This window comes from Streptomyces sp. A012304, from assembly GCF_026008495.1.
In the GTDB taxonomy this organism is placed as follows: Bacteria; Actinomycetota; Actinomycetes; order Streptomycetales; family Streptomycetaceae; genus Streptomyces.
The window spans coordinates 25,304-45,780 of record NZ_BQUN01000043.1 but is presented as its reverse complement, the minus strand read 5'-3'; the positions used below and the strand labels follow the sequence as shown (position 1 = coordinate 45,780).

Below are 20,477 nucleotides of genomic sequence, written 5' to 3'. Positions count from 1 at the left end.
CCGCGATCGGCGAACTGCCCTACCTGCTCACCCTCGCAGGCCACGGTTTCTACTGGTTCCGGCTCGCCCGAGCCGCATCCCGCGTCGGCCGGCGCCTGTGAGCGTGCGCCGAGGAAAGGACGCGTCACCATGCCGAAGACCGCATCTCTGAGCCCGGGCAGTGCCGTCGGCGTCCGCTCCGGCGGGACGCTCGGCGCGCTGCTGCGCGAGTGGCTGCCGCGGCAGCGCTGGTTCGCGGGCAAGGACCGGCCCCTGAACGACCTGCGTCTGCTGTCGATGACGGAGCTGTATCCGGGCTGTCTGCACCTGCTGGTGCAGACCGGCCAGAACGGCGTGCCCGCACCCGGCGGCACTCCCCCGCCCGGCGACTGCTACCAGCTGCTCCTCGGCATCCAGAAGCATCTGTCGCCGCGGCTGGGCCGGGCTCTGATCGGCAGGGTGGAGGAGGGGCCGCTTGCCGGTCTCGCGGTGCACGACGCGTTGCAGGACCCCCGCTCGGCCCATCTGCTGCTGGAGCGCATGCGGCATCCGGGCACGCTCGGGCCGCTGTGCTTCGCGTCCGACCCGTCCGTGCCGGTACCGGCCGGCCTCGCGCCGCGGCTGCTGGAGGCGGAGCAGTCCAACACGTCCCTCGTGTACGGCGACGCCTTCATCCTGAAGGTGTTCCGGCGCATCCAGCCCGGGGTGAACCCCGATCTGGAGGTCCCGGTCGCGCTGGCCGGGCAGGGCTGCGGCCGGGTGCCGGCCCCGGTGGCCTGGTTCAGCACGACCCATCCCCAGCAGGCGACGCTCGGCGTGCTCCAGCCGTTCCTGCCCGACGCCTCGGACGGCTGGACCCTGGCGTTGGAGGCCCTGGCCCACGGGGACGACTTCACGGTGGAGGCCGAGGCGCTGGGCCGGGCCACCGCCGAGGTGCACACGGCGCTCGCCGCGGCCTTCCCGGCCGCCCCGCGCGCCGACAACACGCGGACCGCGGCCGCCATGACCGAGCGACTGGAGGCCGCCGCGCACCATGTGGCGGCCCTGCGCCCGTACGTCCCGGGCCTGACCACCGCCTTCGACGCGCTCGCGGCCTGCGATCCGGGCCCGTCCGCCCAGCGCATCCACGGCGACCTGCACCTGGGGCAAGTGCTGCGCGCCGGACGGGAATGGTTCGTCATCGACTTCGAGGGCGAGCCCTCCCGCCCGCTGGCCGAGCGGTGCAGTGCGCACTCCCCGGTCCGTGACATCGCCGGCATGCTGCGGTCCTTCGACTACGCCGCCCGCCAGCGGCGGCCCTGGCGCCCGGAGTGGGCGCGCCGCTGCCGGGAGGCGTTCTGCGCCGGCTACGCGGCCGGGGCCGGCTGGGACCCCCGCAAGAAGCACGCGCTGCTGCGTGCCTACGAAACCGACCGGGCCGTCTACGAGGTGCTGTACGAGGCACGGCACCGACCCGACTGGCTCCCCGTACCGATGGCGGCGATCGAACGACTCGCCGTCCGAGGAGGCTGACCCATGGCTCTGCGCGACACCCCTCTGCCCGAGTCGGCCGGTCCCCGCCCGCCCGTGGCGCCCCCGCTCGACCCGGCCGACCGCGGGCGTCTGCTGGCGGGCACCCACCACGACCCGCACGCCCTGCTGGGGACGCACCCGGTGCCGGGCGGGGTCGCCTTCCGGGCGCTGCGCCCCTTCGCCCGGTCGGTCGCCGTCGTGGTGGACGGCGAGCGCACCCCGCTCGGGTCGGAGGGCGACGGCCTCTTCTCGACCGTCCTGCCGCTCGACGCGATCCCCGCCTACACCCTGACGGTGGCGTACGAGGACGACGGGGCGGACGAGCGGGAGGTGCACGACCCGTACCGCTTCCTGCCCGCCCTGGGCGAGCTCGATCTGCACCTGATCCGGGAGGGGCGGCACGAGGAGCTGTGGAAGGCGCTCGGCGCCGAGCCGATGACCCACCAGGGCGTGACCGGCACCCGCTTCACGGTGTGGGCGCCGAACGCCCAGGGGGTGCGTCTGGCCGCTGACTTCACGTACTGGGACGGGACCGCCTTCCCGATGCGTTCGCTCGGCGCGTCCGGGGTGTGGGAGCTGTTCCTGCCCGGGGTCGGCGAGGGCACCCGGTACAAGTTCGAGATCACCTCCCGCTACGGCCACCGTTTCCTCAAGGCGGACCCGATGGCGCGGTACGCGGAGGTCCCGCCGGACACGGCGTCGATCGTGCACGCCTCGCACTACGAGTGGGGCGACCAGGAGTGGATGGCGCGGCGGGGTGACGTTCCCGTGCACGTGGCGCCGTTCTCGGTGTACGAGGTGCATCTGCCCTCCTGGCGGCCCGGGCTGACGTACCGCCAGTTGGCCGAGGAGCTGCCGGCCTATGTCGCCGACCTGGGCTTCACCCACGTGGAGTTCATGCCGGTCGCCCAGCACCCCTTCGCGGGCTCCTGGGGTTATCAGATCACCGGTTTCTACGCTCCGACCTCGCGACTCGGCACCCCTGATGATTTCAAGTACCTCGTGGACCGCCTGCACCGGGCCGGGATCGGCGTGATCATGGACTGGGTTCCGGCCCACTTCCCCAAGGACGACTGGGCGTTGGCCCGGTTCGACGGGGACCCGCTGTACGAACCCGGGAACTCCCAGCGGGCCGAGCACCCCGACTGGGGGACGTTCGAGTTCGACTACGGGCGGACCGAAGTGCGCAACTTCCTCGTCGCCAACGCCGTGTACTGGTGCGAGGAGTTCCACATCGACGGGCTGCGGGTGGACGCCGTGGCCTCGATGCTGTACCTCGACTACTCGCGGGAGTCCGGCCAGTGGTCGCCGAACGCGTACGGCGGCCGGGAGGACCTGGCCGCGATGGCGTTCCTCCAGGAGATGAACGCGACCGTGTACCGCAGGAACCCGGGAGTGGTCACCATCGCGGAGGAGTCGACGGCCTGGGGCGGGGTGACCCGGCCGACCGACTGCGGCGGTCTGGGGTTCGGGCTGAAGTGGAACATGGGCTGGATGCACGACTCGCTGGAGTACATCGCCAAGGAGCCGGTGCACCGCAAGTACCACCACCACGAGATGACGTTCTCGATGATCTACGCCTACAGCGAGAACTACGTCCTGCCGATCTCCCACGACGAGGTCGTGCACGGCAAGCGGGCGCTGGTGTCGAAGATGCCGGGCGACTGGTGGCAGCGGCGCGCCAACCATCGCGCCTACCTCGGGTTCATGTGGGCCCACCCCGGCAAGCAACTGCTGTTCATGGGACAGGAGTTCGCACAGGGCGCGGAGTGGTCGGAGGCGCACGGCCCGGAGTGGTGGCTGCTGGACCCCGGTTACTGCGCCGCGGCCGACCACCGGGGCGTGCAGGACCTGGTCCGCGACCTCAACGCCCGCTACCGGGCGACCCCCGCCCTGTGGCAGCGCGACAGCGACCCGGCCGGCTTCCGGTGGGTGCTCTGTGACGCCGCCGACGACAACGTCTTCGCGTTCCTGCGGTACGACGCCCACGGCACACCCCTCCTCGCCGTCAGCAACTTCTCCCCGGTCGTCCGCCAGGACTACCGCCTCGGCGTCCCCGACGACGTCCCCGTCTGGTACGAGGCGCTCAACACCGACGCCGCCCGCTACGGCGGCGGCGACGTCACCCTGCCGGAGGCGGTCAAACCGGAGAACGGCGAGATCGCCTTCACCCTGCCGCCGCTGGCCACGGTGTGGCTGACGCCTTACTCCGTGTGAAGAAGGCCCGACGGGGCAGTCGGGTGCGTACCACCTGCCAGAGAAAGGCTGCATACCGTGCGCACCGTCGGAGTGGAGGAGGAACTCCTCCTGGTCGACCCGGAGACCGGGGAGCCGAGGGCACTGTCCGCCGCGGTTCTCGCCCGCGCCACGCGGGAACCGGCCGACCAGGACGTCTTCGAGAAGGAACTGCACAACCAGATGCTGGAGTTCGCCACCCACCCGCAGTCGGGCATGGACGAGCTCGCCGAGGAGATCGTCCGCATCCGTGGGCAGGCGGCCCGGCACGCCGGGGAGATCGGGTGCACGGTCGCGGCGCTCGCCACCTCCCCGCTGCCGGTGCGGCCCTCGGTCGGCATGAACCGGCGCTACCAGTGGATGGCGGAGCACTACGGCATCGCGACCCGTGAGCAGCTGGTGTGCGGGTGTCATGTGCATGTGTCCGTGGAGTCGGACGAGGAGGGCGTCGGGGTCGTCGACCGGATCCGCCCCTGGCTGCCGGTGCTGTCGGCGCTGAGCGCCAACTCACCGTTCTGGCAGGGCAAGGAGACGGGATACGACAGTTACCGCAGCCGGGTGTGGCAGCGCTGGCCGTCGGCCGGTCCGACCGAGCTGTTCGGTTCGGCCGAGCGCTACCACCAGCGGGTGGCGGACATGGTGGCCACGGGCACCATCCTCGACGAGGCCATGGTCTACTTCGACGCCCGGCTGTCCGCACGGTATCCGACGGTGGAGGTGCGGGTCGCGGACGTGTGTCTGCACGCGGACACCGCCGTCCTCGTCGCCACGCTCGTGCGCGGGCTCGTCGAGACGGCCGCCCGGGAGTGGAAGGCGGGCGAGGAGCCGGTGGACCACAGTGTGAGCCTGCTGCGGCTGGCCGACTGGCAGGCCGCCCGCTCCGGGCTGACCGGGGAGCTGCTGCACCCGGCGACCATGCGGCGCGCTCCGGTCGGGACGGTGGTGCGGGCCCTGCTCGACCATGTGCGCGACGCGCTGGCCGACAACGGTGACCTGGAGCGGGCCCGCACCTCCTGTGCCGAGCTGCTGCGCGACGGCAACGGGGCCCGGGTGCAGCGGGAGGTGTGGGAGCGCACCGGAAGTCTGCGCGAGGTCGTCACCGCCTGTGTGCGGCACACCCAGAGCTGAGCCCCCGCCCTCCCGCTCAGAGCAGGAGGACCAGGGCGTACACCAGGAAGAAGGCCGCGACCAGCACGGTGAGGAGGATGATCAGGGTGAGCGGGCCCTTGGCCCAGCCCTTGGGAGGATTGTGGGTCTCCTGAGGTCCGGCCCCGGGCATGCTGCTCTCCGCCGGCGGGGTCTCGCCGGGCGGAACGCCGCCGCCCGGTTCCAGACCGGTACTGCGTTCAGGTTCGGGGTCGGGGTTGATGTGGCTCATGTCCCCCGAGTCCCCCTCCCGCCGAGGACCGCAACAATCCCGCCGAGATCATCCGCACGGACTTCCGAGATCATCGGCACGGACTTCCTTGACCGTTCGCGGCCCCAACCGGTCTCACCTGGGCTACATTCGACCACCGTCGATAACAGTTCTCATCGGCGGAGTCACACCCCGTACATGTCAGGAGCAGCGCATGCGCGATGTCGCCTTCGCTCCCCCAGCCGCATCGCCCCTGACCGGAGGGCTCGCCGACAGCGTCTTCGAGACAGCCGCCCGCACCCCCACCCGTCCGGCCCTCGCCCGTCGGAGCGCCGGCTCCGGCGCCTGGGAGGAGGTGACGGCCGTCGAGCTGCGCGACGAGGTCGTCGATCTCGCCAAGGGGCTGGTGGCGTCCGGGGTCTCGCCCGGTCACCGGGTGGCGATCATGGCACGCACCCGCTACGAGTGGACCGTCCTGTGCTACGCGCTGTGGGCGGTGGGCGCCGAGGTGGTCCCCGTCTATCCGACGTCCTCGCGCGACCAGGTCGAGTGGATCCTGCGGGACTCGGGCTGTGTGGGCGTGGTCGTGGAGGACGAGCAGAGCGTCATGACGGTCGGCTCGGTGTGCGCGAGCCTGCCGGCGCTGCGGCACGTCTGGCAGCTGGACGCCGGGGCGCTGGAGGACCTCGCGCACCTCGGCGAGTCGGTGCCGGTCACCACGGTGGACTCGCTGCGCCGGATCGTGCTGCCGGACTCGACCGCGGTGATCGCCTACACCTCGGGCACCTCGGGCCGGCCGCTGGGCTGCGCCCTGAGCCACCGCAGCCTGGCCTCCCCCTGTGACACCCTGCTGGCCGGCTGGGGCCACACGGCCGCTCCGCCCGGACAGCAGCCGTCGGTCCTCGCCTTCCTGCCGTTCTCCCATGTGTACGGCCTGATGATCCAGGGCCTGTGCCTGCGGGGCGGCATCCTCATGGGCCATCAGCCCGACCTCGGGGCGACCGCGCTCGCCGAGGCCCTGCGGTCCTTCCGGCCGACGTACCTCTACGCGGTGCCGTCGGTGTTCGAGAAGATCTACAAGAACTTCCTGCGCGCGGCCCAGGAGGCGGGCCGGGGCGCGCTGTTCGAGCGGGCCGCGGAGACGGCCCGGGACTTCGCGGCGGCCGTCGAACGCCGGCGGCTGGGCCGGGGGTCGGGGCCCGGTTTCGACCTGCGGCTCCAGCACGCCCTGTTCGAGCGCACGGTGTACCGCAAGCTGCGGGCCTCCCTGGGCGGGCGGGTGCACCGCGCCACCTCGGGCGGCTCACCGCTCCACCGTGACCTGTCCCTGTTCTTCGAGGGCATCGGCATCTACGTGCACGACGGGTACGGGCTGACGGAGACCGGCGGCGGTGTGACCATGCAGCCGCTGGGCCGGGAGAAGTCGGGCACCGTCGGGCGGGCCCTGCCGGGCACGGAGATCCAGGTGGCGGACGACGGGGAGATCCTGGTGCGCGGCCCGTCGGTGTTCCAGGGCTACGTCAACGACGACGCCGCCACCCGGGCCGCGCTGCGGGGCGGCTGGCTGGCCACGGGCGACCTCGGGTCCCTCGACTCCGACGGCTACCTCACCCTCACGGGCCGCAAGAAGGACGTCATCATCACCAGCAGCGGCAAGAGCGTGGCGCCGTACGGTCTGGAGCAGCGGCTGCGGTTGCATCCGCTGGTCCACCAGGCGGTGGTGGTGGGCGACAACCGGCCCTGCGTGGGCGCGCTGATCACGCTGGACCCCGACTTCCTGACGCACTGGCGCGGCGGTCTGTCCATCCAGGGCGACACACCGAGTCGGGAGATGCGTGAGGAGAACGCGCTGCGGGAGGAGATCGGGCGGGCGGTGGCCGCGGCCAACAGCGCGGTGTCCCGTTCGGAGTCCATCCGGGTCTTCCGCGTGGTGCCGGAGCCGTTCGACCAGGCCAACGGGTTGCTGACGCCGTCGATGAAGCTGCGCCGCGACTCGATCGTGGCGCACTACGCGGCCGAGATCGACGCCATGTACCAGTCCCGGGCGCGGCTGCCGCGGCAGGGCACCCCGGACGAGGTGCTGAGCTGGGACGACGCGGACGACGTGTTCCGGTGAGGAGCGGGGCGGCGGCCCGTCCCGCCGCCCTTGACGGTACGGGCCGACCCGGACACCTTCCGTCACTCGACGACTACTCGGCGTATCCGCCCTGTGACCTCGGCAGACCGGACGCGTAGGCCGCGCGGCCCCGGGAACCCTGGAGAGTGGCGACGCGAGAGAGCCGCACGAGAAAGGACGACGGCCCAGGCGGGCCGCACGACGACATGGCAACCGAGCCCCGTGGTAACGACTCACTGGCCTCCTGGGCGATTCCGAGCCGCACCGCCCGGTTCGCGGGCGAACCGCAGGATGTGACGGGTGCGCGCCTGGCCGCGGAGGAGTTCCTCCGCGACCTCACCCGGGCGTCACCGCCCTCTGCTCCGGAGTGCTGGCACGACATCGTGCTGATCGTCACGGAGCTGTCCTCCAACGCGGTCCAGTACGCGCCGGGCCCCTTCGAGCTGCGTCTGCGGCCCACTTTCGACGGGGTGCACGTCACGCTGCACGACACCAGCACCACGGTGCCGTCACCGCGCCCCTTCCGCCCCGACAGCGGGGGCGGGGGCATCGGCTGGCACCTGATCCACACTTTGTGCACCCAGGTCAGCGTGGTCCGGCACGACGACGGCAAGGAGGTGCACGTCTTCCTGCCCTGGTGACGCCCCGTCCCAGGCCGCTCCGGTGACCGCGGCCGGCCGCTCAGGCCGTCGTGGTCCCGCCAGGGATGAGCCGGCGGTAGTGCTCGCCGACGGCCGTGAGGTACGCCGGGTCCCTCGTCTCGCTGTCGGTGCGGAACCGGGGGGCCTCCTTGACCTCGTCGCCGGTGCAGCTCAGGGACACCTTGCGGTCCGCCACGTCGACGGCGGTGACGACACCCACCGGGACGACGGCACTGCGACCGAACAGCCAGACGCCGGTGTCGACGACCAGGTGCCGCATCCCGTGGTGACCGGCCTCGCGTTCGACATGGCCGATGGTGCGGTCCGCCGCCACGACCGTGTACCCCGTCAGGTCCTGCCCTTCGGCGTGTCCGCTGTGCGGCGCGTAGGACCAGATTCCGTCGGTGGTCACGCTGCTCCCTTCTCCCGTCCCCAGCACGCATACCCTGCCGCCACGCCCGCATGCGGCCCAGGGCCTTCCACGTATGGCGCCGACGGGTCGAACTGGCGTGATCGGCCGGGGAGTTGCGTCCGTGTCAGGCCGCCGGCCGGCCGAGCCTCGGGGCGCGTGGACCGCGGGCTGCTCCGCCCGCGCCGCGACGGCCCGGGGCCGGTGTGCATGGAGTGCGGGTCGGGGGGTATCCGGGGGGCGCGGCGCGAGGCCGGGAACCGCAGGTGAAAGGGGGCGTCGCAGGATCGGGGCCGGTCGGACGCCCCCGCGTTGAGCCGCTCCCGCCTCCCGCCGCAGCCGCCCGCCGGGGAACGCAGCCCGGACCGTCAGTCTTCGGAGGTATCCGTGTCCATCGCCCAGAACCCGCTGTCCGTCGAGGTCACCCTGCCCCGTGAGGACGTGGCCCTCGTCACGGTCGAGGGTCATCTGGACCTCGACACCGCGACCGAGTTCCAGGCCCATCTGGCGAACCAGCTCCATCACGGCAGGCGGCACTTCCTCCTGGACCTCTCGGCGGTGCCCTTCATGGACTCCTCCGGTATGAACATCATCCTGCGGGTGTATCAGGAGGCCCGTGGTCTGCCCGGCAGCGTGCACGTCATCAATCCGACGCCCGCCGTGCGCCGGGTCCTCGACCTCACCGGAGTCAGCATCACCGTGCCGGTCTCCGAGAAGGTCGACGAGGCCCTGGCGCTCATCGACCGTCCGCAGCGGGCGCCGCAGGACGAGGAGGCCTGACCGGCGCCTTCGCCGCGCCCCGCGGGGACGACGCGGAGGGGCCGCCGGCGGCGGCCTGACACTTGCCGTTCGACAACCGTGCGTTCCTCACGGCCCAGCCGCCCGCGGGCAGACTCAGCCCCGGAACGCCGGTCCGGGAGGCCGGGAGTCGAACACCGGTCGCCGCTTCGGACACCCGTCCCCAGGCGGCCGCACGAGCGGGTTGCCCGTGCGAAGCGGGGTGTCGTCCGAGATCGGCCCGTGGTTAGGGTTGTCGACCGGCAAGGGTCACAGAGCCGTCCCGCCACCCGCGGCGGGGTCACGGCGCAGGACGCAGATGGAGGAGTGAAAGCAGTGCCGGAGCACGAAGCGGCCGCGCAGCCCACAGCACCGACGGACGAGGTCGGGGCCTTCCTGAGCCGCCGTCGTGAGCAGATCGCCCAGCGGTGGGCCGACGACCCCCTGTTCCGCTCGGTGTTCACCGTCTCGCGGGACGAGGCGGTGGAGGCGGGCCGCAGCGTCGTGGACGCCCTCGCCCAAGTCGCCGCCTCCGGACGGGTGGAGGACTCCGACAGCGCCGGATTCACCGTGGTGCGCGAGCAGTTGGCCCGGATGACGGCCGCCCGCTCCCGTTCCGGTCTGAGCACCGCTCAGGTCTCCAGCGAGGTGGACGCCCTGCGGGCGCCCGTGGTCAACCTGCTGGTCGCCGACCTGCCGGACGCGCCGCCCGATCACGTCAGGGAGTGCACGACGACGCTGGCGGTCCTGATGGGCACCCTGCGGCTGGTGGTCATGGAGACCGCGCTGAGCGAGGTGCAGGCCCTCATCGACCGGCAGCAGATGCAGCTGCTGGAGGTCGCCACACCCGTCATCAAACTGTGGGACGGCGTCGTCGCGGTGCCGCTCATCGGGACCCTCGACAGCGCCCGCAGCCAGGTCGTGATGGAGACGCTGCTCCAGGCGGTCGTCGACCAGCAGGCCCAGTACGCGATCCTGGACATCACCGGCGTGCCGACCGTCGACTCGCTGGTCGCGCAGCACCTGATGAAGACCGTCGCGGCCGTCCGGCTGATGGGCGCGGAGTGCGTCGTCTCGGGCATCCGGCCGGCGATCGCGCAGACCATCGTGCACCTCGGTCTGGACCTGGGCACCGTGGTCACCCGGGCCGGCCTCGCCGACGCCCTGGCGTACGCCCTCCAGGGGCTGGGCACCGACATCGTCCAGGCGACGCCCGGCGGTGCGGGTCCACGGTGAACGACGACTTCTCCTTCACCGGCGGGGCCGCTCCCGTGCCGGTGCTCAGGCTGGGCGAGGTGCTGCTGGTCACCTTGCAGGGCGACCTGCACGACGGCACGGCGGAACAGCTCCAGCAGGACATCGTGGAGGCGATCGCCCACAGCCGGGTCACCGGGGTGGTCATCGACATCTCCGGGGTGGAGATCGTGGACTCCTTCCTCGGACGTGTGCTGGCCGAGATCGCGGCGAACGCCCGGCTGCTGGCCGCGCAGACCGTGGTGGCCGGCATGCGGCCGGCGGTGGCGATCACCCTGGTGGAGCTGGGGCTGACGCTGCCGGGGCTGCGGACCGCGCTGAGCACCGAGGCGGCCCTGCGACTCCTCGGACAGCCGGACACGACCCCCCGCGGCCCACGCCGGGAGCCGCGGTGAGCGGGACGGCCGCGGGCGTCGAGGCCCGCCTGCCGATCCGCTCCGAGCTGGACCTGGTGTGGGTGCGCCAGCATGTGCGCCAGGCGGCCGCCGCCCTCGGGTTCGGCCTGGTGGAGCAGACGAAGCTGGTCACCGCGGCCAGCGAACTGGCCCGCAACACACTCGTGTACGGCGGCGGCGGGGAGGTGGAGACCGCGCGCGTGTCCGAGGGACGGACGCAGGGGCTGCGGCTGACCTTCACCAACCAGGGGCCGGGCATCGCCGACGTGGAGCAGGCGCTGTGCGACGGCTACACCTCCGGCGACGGGCTGGGGATGGGGCTGGGCGGGGCCCGGCGGCTGGTGCACGACTTCGTCATCGACAGCACGCCCGGGCAGGGGACGACGGTCCGGGTGACCTCGTGGGCGGCCCGGCCGCCCCGCCAGCGTGAGGAGTCCTGATGCCGCGCGTGTGGGACGTCCCGGTGCACGACTCGACGCGGGTGCGCGACGCGCGCGTGGCCGCGGAGGAGGCCGCGGCGCTCGCGGGCCTCGACGCGTCGCGTACGGCGGCCGCCGCGCTGGTGGCGACGGAACTGGCCACCAACCTCCTCAAGCACGCGCGCGGCGGCCAGCTCCTGGTGGAGGCGGTCGCCCCGCCGTCCGGGCGGCCGGGGCCGCCGGTGGTGCAGATCGCCGCCGTCGACCACGGTCCGGGCATGGCCGACGTCACGGCCGCGCTGGGCGACGGGTTCTCCACGGCCGGCTCGCTCGGCGCCGGGCTCGGCACCTGCCGGCGGGTCGCCGACGACTTCGGCCTGCACAGCGTGCCCGGGCGCGGCACGGTCGCCCTGGCCCGCGTCGGCGCGCCCGGGTCGGCCGGTCCGGCGGCTCCGGCGCCCGCGCGGGCCGGCGGGGTGAACATCCCGTTCGCGGGCGCCGACGTCTCCGGGGACGTGTGGACCTGGGTCCGCGCCGAGGACCGGATGACGCTGATGCTGGCCGACGGCCTCGGCCACGGCCCGGAGGCGGCCCGTGCCTCGACCGCGGCCGTCGAGGAGGTGCACCGCTCGGCGCGGCTGCGGCCCGCCGACATCCTGCGCCGTCTGGACGGCGTGCTGCGCGGCACCCGGGGCGCGGCGGTCGCGCTGGCGCAGCTCGACATACGGGCCGAACAGCTGCTGTTCATCGGGGTGGGGAACGTGGGGGCGCGGCTGCGCGAGGGCGACTCCTGGCGTCATCTGCTGTCGCGGCCCGGCATAGTGGGCGTGCACCGGCCCGCCTCGCTTCCCGAGACCGTGCTGCCGTGGGGGCCGGACCGTCTGCTGGTGCTGCACAGCGACGGTCTGCCCAGCCGCTGGGTGCCGCCCGCCGACCCCCGGCTGCCGGGGTCCGACCCGGCGGTCACGGCCGCCGTGACCGTGCGCGACACCAGCAGTCCCGCGCGCCCGGTGCGTGACGACACCACCGTCGCCGTCCTGTCCCCGACCCCGCCGGACCGCCCATGAAGCGCACCTGGCAGATCACCACCGTCACCGAAGCGGCGGGCGCCCGGATCGCCACCGCCCGGCTGGCCGCCGCGTACGGCGTCGCGCCGCTGGAGCGGACGCGGCTGGCGAGCGCCCTCAGCGGGCGGCTGCGTCAGTGCCTGACGAAGGGCGGCACCTGGCGGCTCACCCTGGAGACGGCCGACGGGCACCTGCACACCGAGGTGGCGCCCTCCCCCGGCGCCGCGGAACCGCCGTGGCGCGTCGCCGTGCCCTGTCCCGAGCCGGCGGACGCCGCCGCCCTCGCCGCGGTGGCCGACGAGCCGGGGCTCCTCGCGGAAGCCCTGCTCGGCGCCGACGAGGACACCGCCCTCGTCCTGGACAAGCTCGCCGAGCAGGAGGAGCTGGTCGCCTTCCACCGGGAGGAGCTGCACCAGACCAACCAGGGCGTCCTGGCGCTGCACGCCGAGCTGGACGCGGCCGGGCGGGCCCAGCGGGAGGCCTTCGCGGCGGAACGGGCGGCCCGGCAGGAGGCGGAGAGCGCCCGGCGCCGGCTGACGTTCCTGGCCGACGCCAGCGCGGTGCTGACGGCGTCCCTGAACCACGAGGAGATCGTGCGCCGGCTGCCCGAGCTGCTGGTGCCGGAGTACGCCCGCACGGTCGACGTCTGGCTCTTCGAAGCCGACGACGACCGGCGTCCGCCCGCGCCCCACCCGGCGGCCGCGGTGGTCGCCGCGCGCACCGGGCGGCCCCAGTACGCGGCCGACCATCCCGGCGGGCTCCCGGGCGTGGACGACCACCCCCTGTCGGCGCTCCACCCGACCCGGCCGCTGCTGTGCGTGCCGCTGTCGACGCGGCGCGCGTCACTGGGCGTGCTGACGCTGGCCCCGCCCGGCGAGCGCTGGGACCCGGACGACGCGGTCATGCTGATCGAGCTGACCCGGCGGGCGAGCATCGCCCTGGACAACGCACGGCGGTTCGAGCACAACCGGGACATCGCCGAGACCCTCCAGCGGGCCCTGCTGACCGACCTGCCGACTCCGCCGGGCCTGAACCTGGCCGCCCGCTATCTGCCGGCGACGTACGGGCTGAACATCGGCGGCGACTGGTACGACGCCTTCCGCCAGCCCGACGGCAGCCTGATCACCGTCGTCGGTGACGTGACCGGGCACGGGCTGCACGCGGCGGTGATGATGAGCCAGCTGCGCACGGCGCTGCGCGCGTACGCGGTCGACGGCGGCAGTCCGGGGGTGCTGCTGACCCGGCTGCACACCTTCCTGCACCACCTCCAGCCCGACCTGTACGCGACGGCCGTGATCGCCCGCTTCCAGCCGGGCGAGCCGGTGCTGACGTGGGCGGCCGCCGGGCATCCGCCGCCGGTGCTGCGGGGCCCGGACGGGCGGGTGCGCACTCTGGACGCCAAGCCGGGGGCGATGCTCGGCATCCCGCTGCGTCAGCAGATCGCCGACCACACGGTGCCCCTGGAGCCCGGTTCGACGCTGGCGCTGTACACGGACGGTCTGGTCGAGCGGCGGGCCCAGGGGATAGACCCGGGCATCGAGCGGCTCGCGGCGGCGCTCGGCGCGTTCCGCACCGAGGAGCTGGACGGCGACCTGGACGGTTCGGCGGAGGCCATCCTGGACCCGATGCTGAGCGACTCCGAGCGCGACGACGACGTCTGCCTGCTGCTGTGCCATGTCGACAGCGGTACACCGGTGTCCTGACCGACGGTCGGTCGTCCGCGCGGCGCGTCCGGCGGTGGCGGTACGCCGGCCCCGGGCCACCGTCAGCGGTCGGGGCCGGTGCGGACGCCGGCCTCCCGGCCGCGGTCGGTCGTCCGGGCCGGTGCCGCCGGCGGTGGCCGTAGGCGCGGGGCCGCGTCAATCGTGTCGGCCGGTGCGTCCGGTGGCCGTCGTGTGCGTTGCCTGGAGGAAGCCGAAGAGGCCCTCTTCCAGGGCGGTGCGCTGCCGCGGGGTCATGGTCTCCAGCACGGCCGCCAGCCGGTGCACGCGCCGGTCGGTGACCTCGGCGAGGACGCGCCGCCCGTCGGCGGTGAGGAGGAGCTGCACCTCACGCCGGTTGCGGGGCTGGACGGTCCGCTCCAGCAGCCCGGCGGCCTCCAGCCGGTCGCAGAGCCGGCTCGCGGTGGGCAGGCCGACGCCGAGATGGTCGGCGAGGGCAGTGAGGTTGAGCCGCGGACGGTGGCGCACGGTCCGCAGGGCGAGCAGCTGCCGGGCGGGCAACCGGGGTGCGGTCTCCTCGGCCGCCGCCAGCCAGCAGGTCACCAGGCTCTCCACCGCGTCCGCGACCCGTCGGGCCGTCGCCTCCCGGCCCTCCCGCCGGCCGTCGTCGGAGCCCTCCGCGCACACCACGTCCTTACTCTCCGGCCACCACACTTGTCATGTACGTCGGCCTACCCGAAGGACCCGGGCGTACACGGGCCGTCGGGCGGGTACGACCGTGGCCTCAGGAGAAAAGCCGGCCTCAGGAGAAACAGGAGAAACGTTCGTCTGACGCGCCGCCCGACTGGCGGAACCGCTGGGCGCGCGGTGGGATCGATGAGGTGCGAAGAGCCGTTCGGCGGGCACGCGCATGACGTCGAGGCAGACCGCCTGGAGCCGCAGAAAGGGATGGACATCGTGACACGACCCAGGATCCTGGTGGTGGGCGCGGGCTTCGCGGGAGTGGGGTGCGTGCGCCGTCTGGAACGCAAGCTCTCCCCCGGCGAGGCCGAGATCACCCTGGTGACGCCGTTCAGCTACCAGCTCTATCTGCCGCTGCTGCCGCAGGTCGCCTCCGGGGTGCTGACGCCCCAGTCGATCGCCCTGTCGTTGCGCCGCAGCCGCAAGTACCGCACGCGGATCATCCCCGGCGGCGCCATCGGCGTGGACCTGAAGGCGAAGGTCTGCGTCATCCGGACCATCACCGACGAGATCGTCGACGAACCGTACGACTACATCGTGCTGGCGCCCGGCAGCGTCACCCGGACCTTCGACATCCCCGGGCTGACCGATCACGCCTTCGGCATGAAGACGCTCGCCGAGGCCGCCTACATCCGCGACCACGTCATCTCCCAGCTCGACCTCGCCGACGCCAGCCACGACCCCGCCGAGCGGGCCGCGCGGCTGCAGTTCGTGGTGGTCGGCGGCGGATACGCCGGCACGGAGACCGCCGCCTGTCTGCAACTGCTCACGCACAACGCGGTCAAGCGCTACCCCCGGCTCGACCCGAACCTGATCAAGTGGCATCTGATCGACATCGCGCCGAAGCTGATGCCGGAGCTGGGCGAGAAGCTCGGCCGCAGCGCGCAGGAGGTACTGCGCCGGCGCGGGATCGACATCTCGCTCGGGGTGTCCATCGCCAAGGCGGGCCCGGACGAGGTCACCTTCACCGACGGGCGGGTGGTGCCGACCCGCACGCTGATCTGGACCGCCGGCGTGGTGGCGAGCCCGCTGATCGGCACGCTCGGCGCGGAGACGGTGCGCGGGCGGCTGGCCGTCACCTCCGAGATGTGCCTGCCGGGCCACGACGGGGTGTTCGCGCTCGGTGACGCCGCCGCCGTGCCGGACGAGGCCAAGGGCGAGGAGGGCGCGGTCTGCCCGCCGACCGCCCAGCACGCGATGCGGCAGGGCAAGGCCGTCGCGGACAACGTGCTGGCGACGCTGCGGGGGCAGCCGATGAAGCCGTATGTGCACAAGGACCTGGGGCTGGTCGTCGATCTCGGCGGCACGGACGCCGTGTCCAAGCCGCTGGGCGTCGAGCTGCGCGGTCTGCCCGCGCAGGCGGTGGCGCGCGGCTACCACTGGTCGGCGCTGCGTACCGGGGTGGCCAAGGCCCGGGTGCTGACGAACTGGACGCTGAACGCGCTCGCGGGCGACGACTTCGTGCGCACCGGCTTCCAGGCGCGCCGGGCCGCCAAGCTGAAGGACTTCGAGTACACCGACAGCTATCTGACGCCGGAGCAGGTGCGGGCGCGCGTGGAGGGCGGCGCGGGAGCTGCGGACGACGCGGGCCCCGGGTCCGCGTGAGGTGAGACGGGAGAGAGCACGGCGGCGTGGGAGCGCGGGCACGGTCGTGGGGGACGCGGTGGCGGGATCGGGTCGCGGCGTCCGACCCGGGGCTGCTGCGGCTGGCCGCGGGGCTGCGGACGGTCGGCGCGATCGCTCTGACGCTGGCCGTGCTCTCGCCGCTGGGCGCGGACGTGAAGCATCTGGTGGCGGGGGCCGTCGCGGCGATGGTCGCGACCTTCGCGGTCCGCGAGAAGCAGCGCGGGAAACAGGCGGTGACGCTGGCACTGGGGCTGCCGGTCGCCCTGGCCTCGGTGTCCGTGGCGTCGCTGCTCAGCTCCCACCGGGTGGCGGGTGACCTCTTCTTCGTCGCCCTGATCTTCTGCGCCGTCTACGGCCGCCGGTTCGGCGACCGGGGCACCGCGCTCGGTCTGATCGGCTTCCAGGTCTACTTCCTGTCCCTGTTCGTCGGGGCGACGAGCGCCGCCCTGCCGGGCCTGTGCGCGGCGATCGCCGTGGCGTTCGGGTGCGCGGCGGTGGCGCGGTTCGTGCTGGTGCCGCAGACGCCGGCGGGGATCCTGCACCGGCTGCGGGTGGCCTTCCGCGCGCGGCTCGCGCAGCTGCTGGGCGCCCAGCTGGAGCTGCTCGACGCCGGCCCGGACGACGCGGAGAAGGCGCTCGCGCAGGTCCGGGAGGGCACCGCGCGGCTGCACGAGACGGCGATGATGATCCAGAGCCGGCTGGAGGAGGGCACCCCGGACGAGTCGACGGCCCGGCTGGTGCAGCGCCGGATCGCGGACGCGGAGATCACCGCCGAGCGGCTGGGTTTGCTGGTGCTGACGGCGCGCAGCGCCGAGCGGGCGGACACGCTGGCCCTGCATCTGCCGGGCGCCACGGTCCCCGGGTCCGGGCGCCTGCCGGTGCACGACGAGGCGACGGACACCCTGCGCCGCGACCTGGGCGCGCTCCGGCTGCTGGTACGGCTTCCCGTCGCCGAGGTGACGGGGACCGGGCCGGCGCAGGTCCGCAACCGGCTGCTGGGGTACCGGGAGGAGGAGAACCTGCCGCGGGCCTCGCCCGCCGCGCAGGAGGTGTTCCGCGGTATCGGTGAGGCGGCGCGCGCGGTGCTGGGGCTGCGGATCGCGCTCGACGGCCCGCAGGACGAGTCGGACGACAGCCCCGAGACGGCCCGGTCCCGGGAGGAGCTGGACGCGGAGGACGCCGCCATCGGCGGGGCGCAGGAGGAGGGGGACGAGGCGGAGGAGGCCACCGGGCTGCGCCGGCCGACCACCCGGGCGGCCGTGCAGGTCGCGGTCGGGTCGTCGCTGGCGATCGTCGGCGGGGAGCTGCTCTCCGAGCACCGCTGGTACTGGGCGGTGCTGACCTGCTGGATCGTGTTCCTGAACACCGCGTCGACCGGGGAGATCCTGGTGAAGGGGTACCGGCGGCTGCTGGGCACGGTGCTCGGGGTGATCGCGGGCATCGCGCTGGCGGGGCTGGTCGGGCACCACACGTGGACGGCGTTCGCGGTGGTGCTGCTGTGCGTGTTCGCGATGTTCTACACGGCGCCGTTGTCGTACACGCTGATGTCGTTCTTCGTGACCGCCGCGCTGGGTGTGCTGTACACGTTGCTGCACACCTACAGCCTGTCGGTGCTGGTGCTGCGGGTGGAGGAGACGGCGCTGGGGGCGGCGTGCGGGGTGGTCGCGGCGGCGCTGGTGCTGCCGGTGGGGACGGACCGCCGGACCAACGAGCTGCTGACGACCGTGCTGGACCGGCTGACCGATGTCACCGAAGGGGCCGTGGAACAGCTCAGCGGCGGTCCGCCGGCCGATCTGCTGGACCGGGCCCGCGACCTGGACCAGGCGCTGGCCGACCTGAGGGCGGCCACGCAGCCGCTGACGCATCCGGTCACGCCGCTGCGGACCCGGCGGGACACGGCCCGCTATGTCGTCGCACTGCTGGAGACCTGCGCCTACCACGCGCGGTCCCTGGCGGCGACGGCGGAGCTGCTGCCCACGCACCCGTCGATCGCGGCGGACCCCCGGCTGCGCGGAGCGGGCCGGCGCATCCTGCACAATGTCGGCGCCATCGCCGCGCGCGTCCAGGACGAGGCTGCCGAGGCCCGGGTACTGACCGGCCCGAGCATCGCCGCCCAACTGAAGCCGGGAGTACCCGGCACCCCCCGCTACGGCCGGGTGACCGACCGGGTGCTGCGCCACCTGCAACGTCTCGACGAGGCGGTGGTCGGCCTGGCACGGCCGCTGGGGGTCGCGGTGGCACCGCCGGGGCAGTGACGTCCCCTCGCTCGTCGCGCGGCGGGGCGGTGACACTCCGCGCTTGGTCGCGCGGCGGGAGCGGCCGTACCGCGTTCACCGCCGACGGGGACGGCCGTGCCAGATCCGCTGCGCGGCGGGGCCGACCGTGCCGCACTCACCGCGGCGCGGGGCCGACCGTGCCGTGTTCGCCGGGCGAGGCCAGCCGTGCCAAGATCGCCGCATCGCGGGGCCGACCATGCCGTGTTCGCCGTGCGGCGAGGCCCGTCGTACCGCGAGGCCCGTTGTACCGCGTCAGCCCCGCGAGGCCCGCCGTACCCCGCGCGCCGCCGGCCGTGCCACGCTCGCCACACCGCGAGGCCCGCCGTACCGCGTTCGCCGCGTGGCGAAGCCCGCCCTACCGCGTCAGCCGCCGGCCAGGCCGGCCGTGCCACGATCGCCGCACCACGAGGCCCGCCGTACCGCGTCCGCCGCCGGCCAGGCCGACCGTGCCACGATCGCCGCGCGGCAAGGCCGTACGCGTTCGTCGCGCTGCGGGGTCGGCCGTCCGGCGGCGCCGCGCTGCGGGGTCGGCCGTCCGGCGGCGGCGCGCTGCGGGGTCGGCCGTCCGGCGGCGGTGTGGTCAGAAGTCCGTCGGCAGGCCGCTCGCGGCGGCGATGCCGCGCAGCTCCTCGGTGTCGCTCTGGCGGCGGCGGATACAGCCGGCGATCTCGGCCAGCCGCGCCGGGTCGGAGGCGGTGACCGCGTCGGTCACCACCCGCACCGGACCGGTTCCGTCGACGTTGATCTCCACCAGCTGGTTGTCCAGCCGGCCGGTGACCGCGGTGGCGATGACCAGGGCGGCCTCGTCGCGGATCTCCTGGGGCAGGTCCTCGGTGTCCTGCGGATCCAGTGCGAAGTCGAGGGTGTCGGGGGCTTGTTCGTCGAGGGCGCGCAGGGCTGGCGCGACGACCTTGAGCAGCATCTCGAAGTCCTCGCTGTCCATGCGGACGCGCAGGAGGTCGAGGTACATGTCCACGGGCCGTCCGTCCGGCGGGAACTCGGATTCGTTCATTCCCCCCGGGTTCCCCGGCCGCCGGGGATTCAGACCTTGCGCCAGCGGGCCATGGCGAAGGAGAACACCCCGAAGAGGACGAGCCCGGCCGCGACGCAGGCCAGCAGGCCCGGTCCGACGGGGGTGTCGGCGAAGGACCGCAGGGTGTCGTCGAGGCCCTTGGCCTGGTCGGGCTGGTAGTCGACCGCGGCGCGCACCGCGAAGGCGCCCGCGGCGGCGAACACCAGTCCGCGGGCCGCGCCGCCGGCCACGCCGGTGACGTCCACCAGCCGGCGGACGGCCGGCGACATCTCCCCCATCCGCATCTTGTCGCGGTACTTGCGCAGCAGTGCCCGGGCACCGATCCACACGCCCGCGACGACGACCGCCGCGCCGGCCGCGCCGACGATCCACTGCCCGGCGGGCATCTCCAGCAGACGGGCGGTGACGTCCCGGGACTGTTCGTCGCTCGACCCGCCCCCACCGCCGGAGCCGGCGGCGAACGCGAGGACGGAGTAGGCGACGAAGCCGTAGAAGGCGCACCGGGCCAGCGCCAGCAGCCGTTTGCGGGCCGAGCGGCCCTCGGGTCCGACCGAGCCGAAGACGACCTCGGACAGCCGCCACAGCGCCATGCCGACCAGACCGATGCCGAGGGCCCACAGCAGGACGGAGCCGAAGGGCTTGTCGGAGAGCTCGGCGAGCGCGCCCTGCCGGTCCGCCTGCTGGTTCTTGTTCTCGCCGAAGGCGATCTGCAGGGCCAGCGCCCCGACGAGCAGGTAGATGACCCCGCGTGCGGCCAGCCCGGCCCGCGCGGCCCCCTGGGTGGCCGAACCGCGTGCCGCGCGCTCGGCCCCGACCCTGCCGTGGCGCACCACAGCGCCTGCGTCCATCTCGACCTCCATAAGGCTTCGGTGATTGGGGACTTGGGGACTTGGGGATGCGGGGCTTCGACGTCCGGAGCTCCGGCCATCCGGATGCCCCGGCCGCGGCCCCGCACACGCGGGCGCAGCCCGGGCGTCCC

Annotated in this window: 18 protein-coding genes; 13 read left to right on the top strand and 5 right to left on the bottom strand. The window is 73.7% G+C overall.

All coding sequences use genetic code 11. The features are described from left to right. Positions 1–129 precede the first annotated feature (129 nt). From ALMP_RS11000 to ALMP_RS10990, 3 genes are read left to right on the top strand one after another with little or no spacing between them, the layout of a single operon-like run. Positions 130–1,491: a maltokinase gene (locus ALMP_RS11000; protein WP_264926498.1), complete on the top strand. Its 1,362-nt coding sequence runs from the start codon at positions 130–132 to the stop codon at positions 1,489–1,491. Between the two features lie 3 nt (positions 1,492–1,494). Further along, positions 1,495–3,708, top strand: coding sequence for a 1,4-alpha-glucan branching enzyme (gene glgB, locus ALMP_RS10995; protein WP_264926496.1), 2,214 nt, complete (start codon positions 1,495–1,497; stop codon positions 3,706–3,708). Between the two features lie 57 nt (positions 3,709–3,765). Next, on the top strand, positions 3,766–4,854 hold the full coding sequence (locus ALMP_RS10990; RefSeq protein ID WP_264926492.1) for a glutamate--cysteine ligase: 1,089 nt from the start codon (positions 3,766–3,768) through the stop codon (positions 4,852–4,854). 16 nt (positions 4,855–4,870) lie between these two features. Here ALMP_RS10990 and ALMP_RS10985 read toward each other — a convergent pair whose 3' ends face one another. Next, positions 4,871–5,104, bottom strand: a complete 234-nt coding sequence (locus tag ALMP_RS10985) for a DUF6480 family protein (protein ID WP_264926490.1) — start codon at positions 5,102–5,104, stop codon at positions 4,871–4,873. A 193-nt stretch (positions 5,105–5,297) separates the two neighbouring features. On the opposite strand from ALMP_RS10985, the gene ALMP_RS10980 reads away from it, so the two are divergent. Next, positions 5,298–7,199 carry a long-chain fatty acid--CoA ligase gene (locus ALMP_RS10980; protein ID WP_264926488.1) on the top strand — a complete coding sequence of 634 codons (1,902 nt, stop codon included), beginning with the start codon at positions 5,298–5,300 and terminating at the stop codon, positions 7,197–7,199. Positions 7,200–7,405: 206 nt separating this feature from the next. Continuing rightward, positions 7,406–7,840 carry an ATP-binding protein gene (locus ALMP_RS10975; RefSeq protein WP_264926486.1) on the top strand — a complete coding sequence of 145 codons (435 nt, stop codon included), beginning with the start codon at positions 7,406–7,408 and terminating at the stop codon, positions 7,838–7,840. Positions 7,841–7,880: 40 nt separating this feature from the next. Here the strand turns inward: ALMP_RS10975 and ALMP_RS10970 are convergent, their stop codons facing one another. Then, positions 7,881–8,252 carry a PRC-barrel domain containing protein gene (locus ALMP_RS10970; RefSeq protein WP_264926483.1) on the bottom strand — a complete coding sequence of 124 codons (372 nt, stop codon included), beginning with the start codon at positions 8,250–8,252 and terminating at the stop codon, positions 7,881–7,883. A 384-nt stretch (positions 8,253–8,636) separates the two neighbouring features. Between ALMP_RS10970 and ALMP_RS10965 the strand changes: the two genes are divergently transcribed. From ALMP_RS10965 to ALMP_RS10940, 6 genes are all read left to right on the top strand, one after another. Beyond that, a complete protein-coding gene (locus ALMP_RS10965; protein ID WP_264926481.1) occupies positions 8,637–9,029 on the top strand; it encodes an STAS domain-containing protein in 393 nt (130 codons plus the stop codon). A gap of 333 nt (positions 9,030–9,362) precedes the next feature. After that, positions 9,363–10,262 (top strand): STAS domain-containing protein, encoded by a 900-nt coding sequence (locus ALMP_RS10960; protein WP_264926479.1) that lies wholly within the window; start codon positions 9,363–9,365, stop codon positions 10,260–10,262. Continuing rightward, positions 10,259–10,675: an STAS domain-containing protein gene (locus ALMP_RS10955; RefSeq protein WP_264926478.1), complete on the top strand. Its 417-nt coding sequence runs from the start codon at positions 10,259–10,261 to the stop codon at positions 10,673–10,675. Before ALMP_RS10960 ends, ALMP_RS10955 begins: the two co-directional genes overlap by 4 nt. Next, entirely contained in the window at positions 10,672–11,115 is a 444-nt protein-coding gene (locus ALMP_RS10950; RefSeq protein WP_264926475.1) for an anti-sigma regulatory factor, read from the top strand. The genes ALMP_RS10955 and ALMP_RS10950 overlap by 4 nt, the downstream gene beginning before the upstream one ends. Then, on the top strand, positions 11,115–12,161 hold the full coding sequence (locus ALMP_RS10945; RefSeq protein WP_264926473.1) for an ATP-binding SpoIIE family protein phosphatase: 1,047 nt from the start codon (positions 11,115–11,117) through the stop codon (positions 12,159–12,161). The genes ALMP_RS10950 and ALMP_RS10945 overlap by 1 nt, the downstream gene beginning before the upstream one ends. Then, complete coding sequence (locus ALMP_RS10940; protein WP_264926471.1) at positions 12,158–13,864, top strand: PP2C family protein-serine/threonine phosphatase; 1,707 nt, start codon at positions 12,158–12,160, stop codon at positions 13,862–13,864. Before ALMP_RS10945 ends, ALMP_RS10940 begins: the two co-directional genes overlap by 4 nt. A gap of 156 nt (positions 13,865–14,020) precedes the next feature. Here ALMP_RS10940 and ALMP_RS10935 read toward each other — a convergent pair whose 3' ends face one another. Continuing rightward, positions 14,021–14,512 carry a MarR family winged helix-turn-helix transcriptional regulator gene (locus tag ALMP_RS10935; protein WP_264926468.1) on the bottom strand — a complete coding sequence of 164 codons (492 nt, stop codon included), beginning with the start codon at positions 14,510–14,512 and terminating at the stop codon, positions 14,021–14,023. A gap of 258 nt (positions 14,513–14,770) precedes the next feature. Here ALMP_RS10935 and ALMP_RS10930 point away from each other — a divergent pair, with 258 nt between their 5' ends. Together ALMP_RS10930 and ALMP_RS10925 are read left to right on the top strand one after the other, a co-directional pair. Then, positions 14,771–16,168, top strand: coding sequence for an NAD(P)/FAD-dependent oxidoreductase (locus ALMP_RS10930; protein ID WP_264926465.1), 1,398 nt, complete (start codon positions 14,771–14,773; stop codon positions 16,166–16,168). 26 nt (positions 16,169–16,194) lie between these two features. Next, entirely contained in the window at positions 16,195–18,444 is a 2,250-nt protein-coding gene (locus ALMP_RS10925) for an FUSC family protein (RefSeq protein ID WP_264926463.1), read from the top strand. A gap of 601 nt (positions 18,445–19,045) precedes the next feature. Here ALMP_RS10925 and ALMP_RS10920 read toward each other — a convergent pair. Continuing rightward, positions 19,046–19,477, bottom strand: coding sequence for a hypothetical protein (locus tag ALMP_RS10920; protein ID WP_264926461.1), 432 nt, complete (start codon positions 19,475–19,477; stop codon positions 19,046–19,048). Positions 19,478–19,506: 29 nt separating this feature from the next. After that, a complete protein-coding gene (locus ALMP_RS10915) occupies positions 19,507–20,346 on the bottom strand; it encodes a DUF1206 domain-containing protein (protein WP_264926459.1) in 840 nt (279 codons plus the stop codon). Positions 20,347–20,477 lie beyond the last annotated feature (131 nt).